This window comes from Staphylococcus sp. HMSC62A08, from assembly GCF_001839105.1.
Taxonomy (GTDB): Bacteria; Bacillota; Bacilli; order Staphylococcales; family Staphylococcaceae; genus Staphylococcus; species Staphylococcus caprae.
The window spans coordinates 91772-107070 of the sequence record NZ_KV840052.1 but is presented as its reverse complement, the minus strand read 5'-3'; the positions used below and the strand labels follow the sequence as shown (position 1 = coordinate 107070).

Genomic DNA, 15299 nt, shown 5'->3' with positions numbered 1-15299 from the left:
AGTATAAAATATAAAAGTAGCAGTAAGAAGTTTCTAACTGAAATCCTCTTACTGCTATTATTTATGAGAATGATGACTCTGACTGATTGTTTATTTTTCAATATGTCTAACTCTGGATAGATATTCAATCGTTTTCTTGCTTTCTGAACGACGTTCTTTGCGTCTTTCAACACGTGAAGGTGCACTTTCATGGAACCACTTTTCAACATCAGTTTCAGGATAGACACCTGGAACATTTATAGGTTTCCCGTCTTCGCCTAGTGCTACAAATGTTAGGAAACTTAAGGCTGCGAGATGACGCTCATTATTAAAGACATCATCTATAATAATTTGCACACAAATTTCCATTGAACTTGTTCCAGCATATGACACCATCGCTTCATAAGAAAGAATGTCTCCTGTTTTAATTGGTCTTAAGAAATCTACTGAGTCTGTGGAAGCAGTCACCACTTGTGCGCCCGCATGTTTTGTAGCTGAAATAGCTGCTATTTCATCAATATTTGCCATCAAAGAACCACCAAACATTGTATGATGATGATTCGTATCTTGTGGAAATACTTGTCTATGTTTGATACATTTTGCTTCAGACATTGCTTTCATTTTTCTATTTTCATTAGACATACTCTATTTCTCCCCATCTTTATATACCAGAACTTTAACTCCCAGTAAGCTAAATTCATTAATTATTATTTTACTTTTTTAATTTTGAAAAGTAATATGCATACTTTATTATTAGGCCCAATTACCATTCTCGAAGACTAACTCTTTCGTACCATCTTGTAGAATGCCATAAATCGTTAAATCAGAACTACCAATCATAAAGTCTTCATGGACGTTCGAATCATTTAATCCACTTGCAATTTTTTCTTCTGTCGTCATTTCGGTACCACCTTTAACATTGAAACCATATGCAGAACCGATAGCGAGATGGCAAGAAGCATTTTCATCGAATAGTGTATTGTAAAAAATAGTACGACGATTTGAAATTGGCGAATCATCAGGTACTAAAGCGACTTCGCCTAATCTTCTTGAGCCTTCGTCTGTGTTAATTAAATCTTTAAGAACTTCTTCGCCTTTTTCAGCTTTAACTTCAACGATTTCACCATCTTTGAATGTTAATGTGAATCCGTCGATAATATTACCATTATAACTTAGAGGTAATTTGTTTGTGACATAACCATTCACATTATTTCTATCAGGTGCAGTAAACACTTCCTCTGTAGGAATATTGGCAATAAACGGTTGTCCATCTCCATTGACATAACTTGTCGCATCTTCCCATAAGTGTCCTTTAGGTAAACCAACTGTTAGGTCTGTACCTTCAGAGATATAGTGAAGTGCTTTATAATTCTTTTCTTGAAGTCTTTTTGCATGAACACTTAAAGATTTTACATGGGCATTCCAGTTTTCAATAGGATCATTGCCATCCACTCGCACAATATCGAATACTTCATCCATGAATTTTTCATATGCTTCTTCTTCATCCAAGTCTGGATAAACACGGCGTGCCCAATCTCTTGTTGGGAATGCTGCAACTACCCATGGGAACTGATTCTTTTGACTCGCTTCCATATATGGTTTAAAGCCTTTAGAATACTGAGCTTGATATGCTTTTAATTTATTCACATCAATACCATTAAGTAAATCTGGATCTTCAGCAATTAATGCTAAATTAGCTGCACCACGTTTAACATAATCTAAACGTTCATCAATATCGTATTGCTTTAATTCATTATTTTCAAAGTGCTCAACAGATTCATGTTCGAATTTAAGACGTTTCAAACGCGCATCAGCATATTTTACTCGAACATCAGATGCACCTGCTTTATAAGCTTCTTCAACTATTAAGTGCGTTAATTCTAAGGCATCAACTGAAGAGCGAATAAATACAGGTTGATTCTCTTGAACATTCATGCCTACTTTAACAAGTAGTTCCGCATATTGTTGTAACTTTTCATGATAATTAGCCATACTGTAGTCCCCCTAATCTTGTCTAAGTTGTCCTAAATGGTCTGCAATCGCAGTGACCTCACTCGGAGAAAACGAATCTTTAGACATTACAAATTCATATATTTCAGTGATTTCTTCGTGATTAGAAGATTTGAACTTATCTGGATTCAGTAACCCTTGATTGACTATATTTAATTTCTTTCTGATTTCTGCAATCATTTCTTCATTTGATAATGACATGGGATTCACCTCTTTAATTCAATATTCTATCAAATTACCATACTTTATTAAACTTTAATAGAATTTGAGGTTAAGTACTTTCTTATTGTTTAAATACTCTATAAAATGGGGATATAGTTACATAGTTTGGAGGAATAATTATGGTAGACGTAGCATTTGTATGTCTCGGTAATATATGTCGTTCTCCAATGGCTGAAGCTATCATGAGACAAAGGCTGCAAGACAGAGGCATTTCAGGTATTACAGTTCACTCACGAGGTACAGGACGTTGGAATTTAGGCGAACCACCTCACGAAGGTACCCAAGCGATATTGAAAGAACACAATATCCCCTTCGATCATATGATTAGTGAACTTTTTGAACCAAATGATGATTTTGACTATATTATAGCAATGGATCAAAGTAACGTGGATAATATTCGCCGAATCAATCCAAATCTACACGGACAATTGTTCAAATTGCTAGAATTTAGTAACATGGAAGAAAGTGATGTGCCAGATCCGTATTACACAAACAATTTTGAAGGTGTATTTGAAATGGTACAATCATCATGTGATAATTTAATTGATTACATCGTTAAAGATGCAAATTTGAAAGAGGGGTAATCACTATGGAAAATAAATTAGTTCCTGGTATTCTAATTGGTGCAATTATCGGCGGCGCTGCTACTTTAGCCGATAAATCTACACGTAACGCTTTAAAACAATCATTCAAAGATGCTAAAGAAGGCAATCGTTCACGTAAACCTTCTAAATTTAATAGCATTAAAGATGAAGTAATGTACTGGAAAGATACGATTGAAGAAATTCGTCGTAACAATCCGGAATTAGAACGTTCTATCAAAGATGCTAAGGATACATTCGTTAATCGTAAAAACCAACGTTTAGGTAAATAATCGATAGAATAAGCACGACTTAGCTATACTTTATAACAAGACGCCTTTATTGTTAGAGATTGTATATCTCGCTTTATGGGCGTCTTTTTATATTGACCCATCATGAGTGACTATATATTTAAACCTAATTGTCTTCATATATTTCATACATTGAATTGATTTGAAAGATATTCTATTTAAAATTCACTTTATAGCTATTGCCTTTCCTATCAATTTAAGACAAAATATTGAATGAAATATTAATTTACTTAAAACTTTAAGGTGATTATTAAAATAAATGACATAATTTGCCATTTATTGTTTTAATTCTAACTTAACTTGGGAATATAACAGTCATACATTTTTCGATTATACAAAGCAAAGGAGATTGTCATGTCAAAACAAGAAAAAACGACTTCAAAGTTCCTTAATTCAGCTAAGGAACAAGAAGAACGTCAACACAAAAAAATGACGATAAAGACAAACAAATTAAAGTCGATCGTACATACATTGAACCTCAAGAGTTCAAGTCAAAGTCACCTAAGAAAAAGGACCAAGTATTCTTTCTATCTCGTTTAAACAAGCCAGCAAAGTACACAAAAGATTCTAATTTCCTAAAATACTTAATTTATAGAATCGGTAAAGACGATGCATCAGGTCTAGCGGCTCAAATGACTTATCATTTCGTGCTCGCAATGTTCCCTATGCTCATCTTCTTACTTACTTTATTAGGACAATTTATAACTATTAACACTGACCAAATCAACCACAAGGTCAGTCAATATATACCTGATCAAAGTACTGCTGATGTTGTCACTAAGATATTTAGTAGTATTTCAGATAGTGCCAATGGTGGCGTTCTATCCATTGGTTTAATCTTAGCCATTTGGTCTGCGTCTAATGGTATGTCTGCCATTATCAATTCATTTAATGTCGCTTATGACGTAGAAGATGCAAGAAATGGCATTGTGCTTAAGATTCTAAGTGTCATTTATACACTCGTTTTAGGTATCGTATTTGTAGTGGCGATTGTGTTGATTACATTAGGACCTGTGATTAGCAAATTCTTATTTGGACCTTTAGGTTTAGATAAACAAGTAGAATGGATCTTCGATGTAGTGAGAATCGTACTACCTCTGATTATCATCATTCTTCTATTCACAGTATTATATTCTGTTGCACCAAATGTTAAAACAAAATTACGTTCAGTACTTCCTGGTGCTTTATTTACATCTATTATTTGGTTAGTTGGTTCATTCTTATTTGGTTGGTATATCTCAAACTTTGGTAATTACAACAAAACATATGTTATTTTTGCCGGTTTCATTATCTTATTCTTATGGTTGTACATTACAAGCTTCATAATCATCATTGGTGCAGAAATCAATGCGCTTATTCACCAAAGAAAAGTCATCAAAGGTCATACTCCTGAAGAAGCTGCGTTACTCCATGATGACAACAATCAAAATCATTATAATGAAGACACAACTTATGAATACAACAATGACACACCTCAGAATAAAGATGAAAATTATAATATAGATCAAAATGCTGATAATGAGAAACCTGAAGATCAGGAAACACTTAAAGATAAAATCGTTGATAAATTTAAAAACAACCATGACAACGATGATAAAAATCAAAAATAAACCACTAAAAAAAGGCGAAGGACACGTTTTCACCGTGACTTTCGCCTTTTATTTTTTGTTATTTTATTGTATAAGATTGTGTTGGAAAGCATAGATAACAGCTTGTGTTCTATCTTGTACTTCTAATTTACTTAGAATATTACTCACATGCGTTTTAACAGTTTTAATTGTAATATGAGATGCACTCGCAATTTCTTGATTTGAATACCCTTTTGCGATTAATAATAAGATTTCCATTTCACGTTCTGTTAACATTTCATATAATTCCGCACGTTTTTTCATTCGATTTCTCATTTTCACAAGTACTTCAGGTTCAAACACTGATTCACCTTGATATGTTTTACGTACTGCTTCAGCAATATCACTTGCGCTTGTTGTTTTTAAAATATAACTATCCACACCGGCATCTAACGCACGATAAACTTCTTTATCTTCAATAAAGCTTGTTAACATCACGACTTTAATATGTGGTAAATCCTTTTTTATTTCGGTTGTGGCTTCTACACCATCCATATCATCCATCAGTAGGTCCATTAAAATTAAATCTGGCTTTAATTCGTGTGCTTTCTCAATGGCTTCTTTTCCTGAAGCACCCTCACCTACTACCTCAATATCTTCTTGTGTAGAAAGATAACTAGAAATACCTATTCTAACCATTTCGTGATCATCCACAAATAATACTTTAATCGCCATTTGATTCATCCTCCTTGTTCAATGGTGCTTTGACTTCTATACGTGTACCTGAATCTGGTAACGATACGATATGGAATGTGGCACCAATCTCTAATGCGCGTTCTCTCATATTTTTTAAACCATAACTTTGTTCAAATTTTTCATCTACATTGAAACCTTTACCATTATCTTGAACTCTTAACAGTAAATAATCTTCTTTATTGAATAATTCTACCGTTACTTTCGAACCATTCGAATGTCTTAATGTATTGGAAATCGCTTCTTGAGTAATTCTAAACAAATGATCTTCAATACCTTTAGGTACTTTGAAATCTTGAATTTCATGAACCACTTTCATAGGCACTTTCTTTTGAAGATCAATGACTAAATCTTTAATTCCTTCACCTAGAGACTTATCTTTTAATCCTATAGGTCTTAAGTGTAGAAGTAACGCCCTCATTTCAAGCTGTGAATCTTGAACCATTTTCTCTAGAACAGGAATTTGTTGGTCTAAAGGCGGTTCTAATTTAGATTCTTTAATCGCTGAAAGCATCATACTTGCGGCAAATAATTGCTGACTTACCGAATCATGCAATTCTCTAGCCAAGCGCTGGCGTTCATCTTCTATGATTTTTTTCACTTTCACATCATTTAGATTATAGTTTTCATTCGTCATATTTTGCGTTTTCATTCTCAATCGATGCAATTCTTGATTTAAGGGTACCAATGTATGATAAATATCTAAAGTCTCACTATATAACTCTAAATTTTGATCGTTAATACCAACTGTTTCCCCTTCAATCGATCTTTCAATTTGAGATTTAATCCAATCATTTTGTTGATTGATTTTATACGCTAACACAGACCCTACAATGATGCATAATAAGATAATTAATATATTTAAGAATAAAAATACGGGAATTCCAAATATTTGGGTGTAAAACATCCCTTGAAAATAAATAATATTAACAAAAACTTTGTCAATGAATAAAAAAGCAGTGAGCATGCTATAGACAAGTATTAGCATCGATCCAATTGCTCTTAAGTAGTGATTCATTTATAAATCACCTCAACGTCTCCAATAAATGTTGAAACGTAAACATTGACTGTATAGTTGTCATCTTTAGTTTTTTCCTCAACTTGAATATGATTATTCTCAATTTTATATGATTTGTCATTTACATATGCCGTTCCGTAAAAAGCAGCTGTATGTAAATTAATGTTGTAATTTAATGGCACAACCACTTGTACTTTACCTAAGATGTGACGAACAACAATTGTATTAGTTTCTTTAATATTAGCCGCTTTGGTCATATCAATATGGATATCGCCAATCCCATGTTGAATTTGCACATCTTCCCATTTATACACATATACGGGTGTACGTTGTTCACCGAACCATTTTTGCTTTATAAAAATAGGTGATGTCACTTCTTCATCTGTTGCAACTACCTTTAAAGGTTTAAATTTATAAATTAAATAGCGGATAATGAGTACAACTAAGAATATAAAAAGAATGATAATCGTGTACTTATTTGATAATAAAGTAAAGGCGATAAGTAACGCACCTATCCAGAATGACAGTAAACCTCTTACTTTATGAAAGAATACATACCCCACATACACGAGCACGCATCCTAATAATAAGACGAGAAGAAAGCCAATTTTTTCAAAGAATATATAATAAAAATTAGCGATAATCATTAAAGCTGTAAAAATTATCAACATCTCAGTTGATATATATTTATGCGTCATGTTTCGCCACCTTTCTATGCTACAGCACTCATATGATAAATTAAGTTACATTCATTTTCTGTAGTAATTTTTTCTTTAGATTGTTGATGAATATCCGCTTCTATTCTCGCATAATACGCTTCTATATCATCAAGTTTTGTTTTAATACTTTCAATTTCTGTATCATGAATTTCCTCAGCACAATAAATGTCATGATTATTTACGATGTCGATATATTTATTTTCTAATGAGAGTGTTAAGCTGTCAATTAACTTCTTGAGTTGCGTTCTTTTTTCACTTAAATAATTAATATAACTCTCAATACTTTTTAATTTTTTATCGAGTATCATTCTGTATTCATTGATACTATCTTTAATTGTTGATTTTAGAAAATGTTGTAAGTATAAATCCATATAATTCATAGTACCACCTCGTCACTGATTAAGCTTTATTATAAAACAATTCCGAAACCTAACGTAATAGGCTCCGGAACCATATTGAGTTCATACTTTAGTCCGACGAGGATTTCATATGATTATTTTAGTTACTTCATTAAATCTGAAAATGATGCAACGATTAGTCATCAATTTTAGTTGTTAATACTGGACCTTCTTTTGTAACAATGACTGTGTGCTCTATTTGAGCCACAAAACTTTTATCTTTTGTTTCGAAAGCCCATTCATTTTTACCTTCAGTCACATATGTAGCGCGTGATGAAATAAAAGGTTCTACAGCGATAACAAGACCTTCTTTTAATAACGTTTTATCCTTAGGATCATAATAATTCATGACATGTTTTGGTGATTCATGTAATGATTGTCCAACACCATGTCCAGTTAAATTTTTAATGACAGTTAAGTCATTTTGACGTGCAGTAGCATGCACAGCTTTACCAATGTTGCTTAATTTCGCACCAGGTTTCACTTTAGTCATTGCATTTTCAAATGCCATCGTTGCTACATCACACACTTTTTGTTTCATAGGATTATCTGATTCACCAACGACAAATGAGATGCCTGTATCGGCATAGTAGCCATTTTTTAATGCTGACACATCAATATTTACTAAATCGCCTTCACGAATCATACGTTTACCAGGAATGCCGTGTGCTACCTCTTCGTTCACACTAATACATGTTTGACCTGGAAAGTTCTCATCGTGGATTGGCGCAGAGATTGCACCATGTTCTTCGAATAATTCTTTGGCGATATTGTCTAACTCTCGAGTTGTGACACCAGGTTTTGTTGCTTCTCGCATTGTGTCTCTGACTTTAGCACAAATGTATCCTATTTCTTTTAACGCTTGTAATTCTTCATCAGTTTTAACAATCATTTTATCCCGTTCCTTTATAAATTTTATTACATCTTATTATAGCAAATTTTTTTTGATATACTAAACATGAATCATATATCACGTTACATTGTAAAATTATTTTTAAGATAAAGAGAATTTGTATAAAGTATTAGCTTTTCGAATTCCCTTTTACTGCAAAGGGGTCATATAAGTATGAACGTAAAATGGTATAAACATATTATTGGGGCTAGGACAATTAAAACTGGTCTTGCAACTTTCCTAACAACGGTGTTTTGTATGTTGCTTAACCTCACCCCGATATTCGCAATATTAACTGCGATTGTAACCATTGAACCTACTGCTAAGGCTTCCATCAAAAAAGGATATAAACGTCTTCCTGCAACGGTAATAGGTGCGTTATTTGCGGTAATCTTTACATATATTTTTGGAGATCAATCCCCTCTAAGTTATGCGCTAGCTGCAACATTTACAATTTTAGTTTGCACTAAGCTCAATTTACAAGTGGGGACAAATGTTGCTGTACTTACATCAGTCGCAATGATCCCAGGTATCCATGAAGCGTACTATTTCAATTTCTTTTCTAGATTATTAACTGCCCTGATAGGACTTGTGACGGCTGGCTTAGTTAACTTTATCATCTTACCTCCCAAGTATTATCATCAACTTGAAGACCAATTATCACTTTCAGAGAAAAAGATGTACGAGTTATTTTACGCCCGTTGCCAAGAGTTATTACTAGGTAAGTTCAGCTCAGAAAAGAGTAATAAACAACTCACTAAATTAAATATTATCGCTCAAAAATTGAAACATTAACAAGCTATCAAAGAGATGAACTCCATTATCATAAAAATAAAGAAGATGACTGGAAGTTGCTAAATAAAATAACAAATCGTGCATATAATAATCGTTTATTTATTTCACATTTATCTAATATCATCTATTTACCTAAGAACACGCACGTTGCTTTTACACCTAATGAAAAAATGGCAATCATTAATATTAGCAATAGTATCAATGAAATTATTAGTAATGGTAGCTTTAAACGGCAGAAGAAATCAGCTTCAACTTTGAAGACATCTGTGAAGCGCTTAGAGGAATTTGATCAAAATCAAATGAAAAGTCATCTCATATATGAAATGCTACTGATTTATAAAATTTTAGATTCACGCTATGCCAAATAAAAAGATATTAAAAGGAGTTTTTTGGGGGGCAAAATGAAATAGCATGATTAACAATGAAAAGCTCTGAACATACAAATACCTCAGAAAGACTGAATCATTATACGTCTTTCTGAGGTATTATTTTATGATTTACTAGTAAAATTTATTCTGTTTCGCCTTGACCGATTGTAACTGAAGTTACATAACCGTCTTCAACTTTGAATTGTAATTTGATTTGATCACCGTGATATACGTATGTACCGTCATCAGGTTGATCTGCATTCGAACTTGTGTGTGGGATATGATTTAATTTATCACTAGGATAAGCATCTTTCATCTGATCTAAAGTGACTGATTGATCTGTTACTTTAAAGCGAATACTCACAGCAGTATCGTCGCTTGTTGCTCTAACTTCTTGGTCATAAACTTTTTTGTATTCTACATTGTCGTCGTTATCTTGATCGATAGAGTAGCCGTTAAAATTCAACTGTCCACTATCTAATGCGTTAACAAAATCTGAATCTACAAGGTAAGATGCGTTTTGTCCAGCATTACCTTTATGTGTATAACCGCCTTCAGCTTCGTTCATGTGAACGCCATAATGTGTTTCGTTATTTTCCCCTTTAACCATTTGTTCAGCGTGTGCAACTTGCGAAAGTGAAAAAGCAATCGTTGATGCAGCGAGTGTCAGACCCATCAATTTTAAACCTTTCATTTTCTCACTCCTATTTTAGTTGTATAAATTTAAAATTCTCCCTTACGAGTTCAGTATATCAATCGATTAATTTATAATTAATTATATTTCTTATATTAAGCGTTTTAGCACTTTACTGTCTAAATATAAAATTTTTAGGACATCTAAGCATCCTAAGTGTCTCATAAAAAAAGAGTTAAATTGAAAACCACAATTGGTCATTCAACCTAACTCTCTATACAAATATTCGATTTTCACTTTATTTACACATTAGTGTTTGTTTCCTTTTGCTCTTTCGATGAGGACGCTTTTAGCTGCTTCTTCTTCGGTGTTATCTAATTCCTTAGGTTCAAAAGGAATACCTTTACGTTCGCATGCTTTTTCAAGGAGATAATCTGTCATTTCATGGTTCTTAGGTAAAATAGGACCATGTAAATAGGAGCCTAACAAGTTTTTATAATGGATACCTTCTTCACGGTCAGTGTCATTATTACCATAACCATGTGTCACATGTCCTAATGTACCAAAGTTATGATATGTTCTTCCACCGTGATTCTCAAAGCCTACAATCGTTCCGAAAGTGTCACTCTCAATGACAATATCACCTGTTAAACGATCCGTTTGAGATTCAGTGTAAAAATCTAGCACACCTAAACCTTCAAGCTCAGTACCATCTGGCGTAATATATTTAGTACCCAAGAATTGGTATCCTCCGCATATCGTAAGTCCTGGCATCCCATCTTCAATCGCTTCTTTAAGAGACGTTTTAATCTTACTTAATTCTTTAGTAGCAAGTGCTTGTTCTCTGTCACTACCTCCGCCAATGAAGAAGATATCGCAATCGTCGAATGTTACGCCTTCAGTTTCATTAATTTCTTTGACGTTAAGTTTAATATTTCTTTTTTTAGCGCGTTGTCTTAACGCAATAATATTACCAATATCACTATATAAATTTAATTTATCTGACATAAAGTAGTAAACCGTTAATTCATTCATTTACGACTGCCCTCCTTCAAATGAGCGATTGAGTTGCTCTAACATAGGTGCTAGAGATGTATAGTTTGGTATAGCCACCGTAAACGATGTATAGTTCATTGTTTGAGCAGTTGCTTTATAAATGTCCTTTTCAACGATAATAGGTACATTGACTTCAGCTAGCTTTAAACGCAATTGAAGTTCTTCGGCACGCGTACCTGTCACTATAATTGCTTCAATATCTTGATTGCTTAACTTTTCAAAGTCAGCATCATATATCCATGAAGTATCACGGCCATCTGCAGCATTGTCATTCAAACTAATCACATAGACTTTCTTGCCCTCTAGCTGTTCTCCAACGGATAAACTTGCATTCATACCAGCCGGATTCTTAGCTAAATTAATCATCGCTTCTTTATTATCTTTAGAAAAATACTGCATCCGTCCATTATCTGAAGTGTACGTTTCAAAACCTTTTTCAATTGATTCATCACTAAGACCTAATTCTCGTAATACAGTATACGCAGCGATTGCATTATATGCATTAAAGTCTCCAGCAATCTTCATATTAAATAAATGATTATTAATTGTCATATTTAAAAATGGTGAAACTTCAAAAGATGATACTTCATATGTAGGATCTTCACGTTTGAAACCACATTGACAATGATAATGGCCGATTTGATTGTAATGTATATAATCATATTGCAATAGACGACCACAATTAGGGCAATATTTACTTTCATTCATCGTACTTTGTTCGAATTCGTGTGCATGTGCTTTCATACCATAATATACAAGTGAATCACTTGCGATTTTTAAACGACTAACAAATGGATCGTCGGCATTTAACAATAATTTAATTCCTTTATTACTAATTGATTTCGCAATATTGTTAACCATAATATCTATTTCACCAAATCTATCCATCTGATCTCTGAAGAAGTTCGTAAACACCATCATTGACGGTGTCACTTCTTTTAACACACGCGGAATTGAACCTTCATCGATTTCTATGATAGCGATTTTAGTTTCTTTAGAAATTTGCATAATGAAGGCAGATGTAATCCCAGCAGCCATGTTTGCGCCTTCGTTATTATGAATAATCTTAATTTGATTTGCTTTTAAAGTATGTCCGATTAAGTTAGATGTTGTTGTCTTTCCATTTGTCCCACTAATAAACACAATATCATCTACTTGTTCAGACAATTTTCTTAATATATTTTGATCCACACGACGTGCAATTTGCCCAGGTAAGTCCGTTCCCTTTTTACCAACAGCGATACTTGCCTTACGAGCCAACTTAGCCATGTGGGTTGCAGTCCATTGTCTCATGCGTTTCCTCCTCTTAATTCCACTCGCATAATTATAACATGTAAAGGGTATAACAAAAAAGATTCTCAATTCGTAGGAGGCTATCTATTTACATATTAGAATAATTATTATCTGTAATTGAGAATGGTTATCTCTAGATTAGAATAATTATTATTTACTATTGAGAAAAGGTCTGTTATACTTATAAGTGTTATTAATTAATTAAATTTTTATATGAGGTGAAAAAAGATGTTAAGTAAAGATCTACTCAAAGCATTAAATGAACAAATGAACCACGAATATTTCGCTGCGCATGCTTATATGGCAATGGCTGCTTATTGTGATAAAGAGTCTTATGAAGGTTTTGCGAATTTCTATATTGAACAAGCTAAAGAAGAACGTTATCACGGTAAAAAAATCTATGACTATATCAACGACCGTGGCGAACATGCAGTATTTGATACATTAAAAGCACCTAAAGTTGAATTCTCATCTATTTTAGAAACTTTTAAAGATGGTTTAGATCAAGAAAGAGATGTAACTAAACGTTTCTATAACTTATCTGAACTTGCACATAAAGATAAAGACTATGCTACAATTTCATTCTTAAATTGGTTCTTAGATGAACAAGTTGAAGAAGAATCAACTTTTGAAACACACATTGATTATCTAACTCGTATTGGCGATGATTGCAATACACTTTACTTATATGAAAAAGAATTAGCTGCACGTTCTTTTGACGAAGAGTAATTTTAATTTAATAATCGTATTTTTATGAGAGAATGATTTAACTAAACTGTTAATGAAGTGATACGCTTCGTTGACAGTTTTTTTAATTTTATAGCGCGTTGTTATGGAGTTCCCTTTCTGTGATGAAAATGAATTGATGATGTGAATGTGCAATTGTTTTTACTATGCAGGTTGTAAGAAGTGTTATAAAATATATAATTAAAACGTTTAATCACAAAGTATTAAATGGTTATATTGAAAGGAATGTTGCAATGAATCATAATGCATTTGTAGCGTTAGACTTTGAAACAGCAAATGGAAACGCACGAGTATTTGTTCTGTTGGAATGGTAAAGGTCATTGATAATCAAATAACCGAATCATTCTACACGCTTGTGAATCCTTTTGATTATTTTACTGAAACAAATATTAACGTTCATGGTATTAAACCTGAGGATGTTGAAGGTGCTCCAAGTTTCGAATATGTCTATCCGTACATGTTACAATTTATCGATCAATTACCAGTTGTTGCCCATAACGCTGCTTTTGATATGAATGTCTTACACCAAAGTTTAAAGCAACTTAATATAGAAACGCCCTCGATGACTTATTTTTGTTCGTATCAACTTGCTAAACGCACGATTGATGCATATCGTTATGGTTTGAAACACCTGATGAATCATTATAAATTAGATTTTCATGGTCACCACGATGCACTAAATGATGCGAAAGCTTGTGCTATGATTACATTTAGATTGCTTAAACATTATGATGATCTTCCAAGTATGCTCAATATTTATGGGAAGAATCTTAAAGATAAAGGCTGATTTACCACTATATTCAAGTGATAATCAGCCTTATTTTTTATATAAAATCATATATTGTCATGTTTCGATAACTCGATTGTTCTAAATTGCCGACAGTTACGCCGATAAGACGAATCGGAACATCAGGATCTTTTAACTCATTATAAAGTGAATAAGCAATGTTATAAATATCTGTTTCAGATTGAACAGAATCTCTTAAACTTGTTTGTTTTGAGAGTGTTTCATATTGAAATGTTTTGATTTTAACAGTTACAGTTTTACCAGATTTCTGCAATTTATTGAGTCTTTCTGCTGTCTTTCCAGATAGCTCCCAGACCTTTTTCAAGATTTCATCATCATCATTTACATCAGTTGAAAATGTACGCTCGGTACCCACGGATTTCCGTACGCGTGTCGCTTTAACTTCATTATTGTCAATGCCCCGCGCTTTGTTATATAGACCTCGCCCCCTTTTCCCAAATAAGCGAATGAGTTCAAATTCATCTTTATTATATAAATCTTGTCCTGTAAAGATTCCATTATCATGCATCACTTTCTTTGAAGCCTTACCCACGCCAGGAAAATCTCCAATATCTAAATGCATGAGAATCTCATGCACATTCTGATAATCAATCACCGTCATGCCATTAGGCTTATTCATACCACTTGCTAATTTAGCTAAAAATTTATTATATGAAACCCCAGCAGATGCTGTAAGTTGCGTTTGTTCATATATATCACGTCGAATATAATTAGCAATTCTTGAAGCTGGCATATCGGGTCTAACTAGATGCGTAATATCTAAGTAAGCTTCATCAAGTGACATGGGTTCTACAATTTCTGTATAGCTACGGAATATTTCCATAATTTGTTGAGAAGCTTCTCTATAAGCACCAAAGCGACTTGTGACATAGTATCCATTAGGACAAAGTTTGTGAGCTTGAGACATTGGCATTGCGGAATGTACACCGTATTTTCTTGCTTCATAAGATGCCGTTGATACGACACCTCGATTACTTGCTTTACCTCCAACTATGACCGGTTTACCTTTTAATTTGGGATTATCTCGCATTTCAACTTGTGCGAAAAAATAATCCATATCAATATGAATAATCCTTCTTTCTGCCATTGTCTCACCCCACTTTCCACGATTCTCAAAATAGCTTTATATTATTATACGCTTTAAATA

General features: G+C 33.2%; 15 protein-coding genes and 3 pseudogenes. 6 read left to right on the top strand and 12 right to left on the bottom strand.

Annotated features, from left to right (window positions below; genetic code table 11):
• Window positions 1-90: 90 nt before the first annotated feature.
• From HMPREF3264_RS11215 to HMPREF3264_RS11205, 3 genes are all read right to left on the bottom strand, one after another.
• A complete protein-coding gene (locus HMPREF3264_RS11215) occupies window positions 91-621 on the bottom strand; it encodes an acyl-CoA thioesterase (protein WP_002445489.1) in 531 nt (176 codons plus the stop codon).
• Between the two features lie 111 nt (window positions 622-732).
• On the bottom strand, window positions 733-1971 hold the full coding sequence (locus tag HMPREF3264_RS11210) for an aminopeptidase (RefSeq protein WP_070873358.1): 1239 nt from the start codon (window positions 1969-1971) through the stop codon (window positions 733-735).
• A 12-nt stretch (window positions 1972-1983) separates the two neighbouring features.
• A complete protein-coding gene (locus tag HMPREF3264_RS11205; protein WP_002445484.1) occupies window positions 1984-2190 on the bottom strand; it encodes a DUF1128 domain-containing protein in 207 nt (68 codons plus the stop codon).
• Between the two features lie 140 nt (window positions 2191-2330).
• Between HMPREF3264_RS11205 and HMPREF3264_RS11200 the strand changes: the two genes are divergently transcribed.
• The 3 genes and pseudogenes from HMPREF3264_RS11200 to HMPREF3264_RS11190 all read left to right on the top strand — a co-directional run bounded on the left by HMPREF3264_RS11200 (window position 2331) and on the right by HMPREF3264_RS11190 (window position 4713).
• Window positions 2331-2795: a low molecular weight protein-tyrosine-phosphatase gene (locus tag HMPREF3264_RS11200; RefSeq protein WP_070873357.1), complete on the top strand. Its 465-nt coding sequence runs from the start codon at window positions 2331-2333 to the stop codon at window positions 2793-2795.
• 5 nt (window positions 2796-2800) lie between these two features.
• On the top strand, window positions 2801-3085 hold the full coding sequence (locus HMPREF3264_RS11195; protein ID WP_002445480.1) for a hypothetical protein: 285 nt from the start codon (window positions 2801-2803) through the stop codon (window positions 3083-3085).
• A gap of 372 nt (window positions 3086-3457) precedes the next feature.
• Window positions 3458-4713 (top strand): annotated as a pseudogene (locus HMPREF3264_RS11190) (YihY/virulence factor BrkB family protein).
• 63 nt (window positions 4714-4776) lie between these two features.
• On the opposite strand, the gene vraR reads toward HMPREF3264_RS11190, so the two are convergent.
• The 5 genes from vraR to map form a co-directional block, all read right to left on the bottom strand.
• The gene (vraR, locus tag HMPREF3264_RS11185; protein ID WP_037541848.1) at window positions 4777-5406 is read right to left on the bottom strand and encodes a response regulator transcription factor VraR; all 630 of its coding nucleotides are present in this window, start codon (window positions 5404-5406) and stop codon (window positions 4777-4779) included.
• Window positions 5396-6442: a sensor histidine kinase VraS gene (locus tag HMPREF3264_RS11180; RefSeq protein WP_002445475.1), complete on the bottom strand. Its 1047-nt coding sequence runs from the start codon at window positions 6440-6442 to the stop codon at window positions 5396-5398. Before HMPREF3264_RS11180 ends, vraR begins: the two co-directional genes overlap by 11 nt.
• Window positions 6439-7140: a cell wall-active antibiotics response protein VraT gene (gene liaF, locus HMPREF3264_RS11175; RefSeq protein WP_002445474.1), complete on the bottom strand. Its 702-nt coding sequence runs from the start codon at window positions 7138-7140 to the stop codon at window positions 6439-6441. Before liaF ends, HMPREF3264_RS11180 begins: the two co-directional genes overlap by 4 nt.
• Window positions 7141-7154: 14 nt before the next feature.
• The gene (locus HMPREF3264_RS11170) at window positions 7155-7541 is read right to left on the bottom strand and encodes a hypothetical protein (RefSeq protein WP_070873356.1); all 387 of its coding nucleotides are present in this window, start codon (window positions 7539-7541) and stop codon (window positions 7155-7157) included.
• Window positions 7542-7695: 154 nt separating this feature from the next.
• On the bottom strand, window positions 7696-8451 hold the full coding sequence (gene map, locus HMPREF3264_RS11165; protein WP_070873355.1) for a type I methionyl aminopeptidase: 756 nt from the start codon (window positions 8449-8451) through the stop codon (window positions 7696-7698).
• Between the two features lie 174 nt (window positions 8452-8625).
• Here map and HMPREF3264_RS11160 point away from each other — a divergent pair.
• Window positions 8626-9614: pseudogene (locus HMPREF3264_RS11160) on the top strand (aromatic acid exporter family protein).
• Between the two features lie 142 nt (window positions 9615-9756).
• Here the strand turns inward: HMPREF3264_RS11160 and HMPREF3264_RS11155 are convergent.
• From HMPREF3264_RS11155 to HMPREF3264_RS11145, 3 genes are all read right to left on the bottom strand, one after another.
• On the bottom strand, window positions 9757-10308 hold the full coding sequence (locus HMPREF3264_RS11155; protein WP_070873354.1) for an immunodominant staphylococcal antigen IsaB family protein: 552 nt from the start codon (window positions 10306-10308) through the stop codon (window positions 9757-9759).
• A 249-nt stretch (window positions 10309-10557) separates the two neighbouring features.
• The gene (locus tag HMPREF3264_RS11150) at window positions 10558-11283 is read right to left on the bottom strand and encodes a lipid II isoglutaminyl synthase subunit GatD (protein ID WP_070873353.1); all 726 of its coding nucleotides are present in this window, start codon (window positions 11281-11283) and stop codon (window positions 10558-10560) included.
• Window positions 11284-12597 (bottom strand): lipid II isoglutaminyl synthase subunit MurT, encoded by a 1314-nt coding sequence (locus tag HMPREF3264_RS11145; RefSeq protein ID WP_002445465.1) that lies wholly within the window; start codon window positions 12595-12597, stop codon window positions 11284-11286. It abuts the gene before it with no gap.
• Between the two features lie 228 nt (window positions 12598-12825).
• On the opposite strand from HMPREF3264_RS11145, the gene ftnA reads away from it, so the two are divergent.
• Window positions 12826-13326, top strand: coding sequence for an H-type ferritin FtnA (gene ftnA / locus HMPREF3264_RS11140; protein ID WP_002445463.1), 501 nt, complete (start codon window positions 12826-12828; stop codon window positions 13324-13326).
• A 251-nt stretch (window positions 13327-13577) separates the two neighbouring features.
• Window positions 13578-14131: pseudogene (locus tag HMPREF3264_RS11135) on the top strand (3'-5' exonuclease).
• Between the two features lie 37 nt (window positions 14132-14168).
• Here the strand turns inward: HMPREF3264_RS11135 and dinB are convergent.
• On the bottom strand, window positions 14169-15239 hold the full coding sequence (dinB, locus tag HMPREF3264_RS11130) for a DNA polymerase IV (protein ID WP_070873352.1): 1071 nt from the start codon (window positions 15237-15239) through the stop codon (window positions 14169-14171).
• Between the last annotated feature and the right edge of the window lie 60 nt (window positions 15240-15299).